This is a genomic window from Gluconacetobacter takamatsuzukensis, from assembly GCF_014174275.1.
GTDB classification, from domain to species: domain Bacteria; phylum Pseudomonadota; class Alphaproteobacteria; order Acetobacterales; family Acetobacteraceae; genus Gluconacetobacter; species Gluconacetobacter takamatsuzukensis.
In genome coordinates this window covers 1-510 of record NZ_JABEQK010000034.1, presented here as the reverse complement: position 1 = coordinate 510, position 510 = coordinate 1, and the positions used below count along the sequence as shown (strand labels likewise).

The following is a 510-nucleotide window of genomic DNA, read 5'->3' as shown; positions in this document are numbered from 1 at the left end:
GTCGAGTTGCACGTTGCTGCCGAGCACCAGCGCGTTGGTGCTGGAGAGGTCGGACGGCAGGACGGTCCAGCTCGCGCCGCCATCGGTGGAATAGCGCCACGTGCCCTGGGTTGCCGGGTTGGCGGCATCGCCGGTGATGGCCATGCCGGCGAGGCTGTTTGCTGTCGAACCCGTGCTGTTCGATGCGGATTGCTGCTGGTCCGTCTGGTCCGTGAAGACGGGCGTGAGCAGCGAGGCCACCGTGCTGCCCGGGGCGCGCGATGCGGTCGTGTCTTCCGGCTCGGACGGCATTGTCGGCACGCCGGCCATGGTCGGGGCGTCGTTGAGCTGGGCAACGGAGGTGTCGAGGGTGACCGAGGTGGCGCTGAGCGAGGTGGTGGCGCCCGTTACCGTGGCGTCGACGCCTGCCAGGGCCATCGGGGTTGCGAGCAGGTCGGCACCGTAGACGGCGCTGCCGCCGCTGCCCGAGAGCGGCGCCGCGCCGGTGCTGTTGCTGCTGCTGTCGATCAG

General features: G+C 70.4%; 1 protein-coding gene. It reads right to left on the bottom strand.

Annotation, left to right across the window (positions count from 1 at the left end; translation table 11 throughout):
• A partial coding sequence (locus tag HLH27_RS16905; RefSeq protein WP_456305498.1) for a hypothetical protein occupies positions 1–510 on the bottom strand: 510 nt, incomplete at both ends.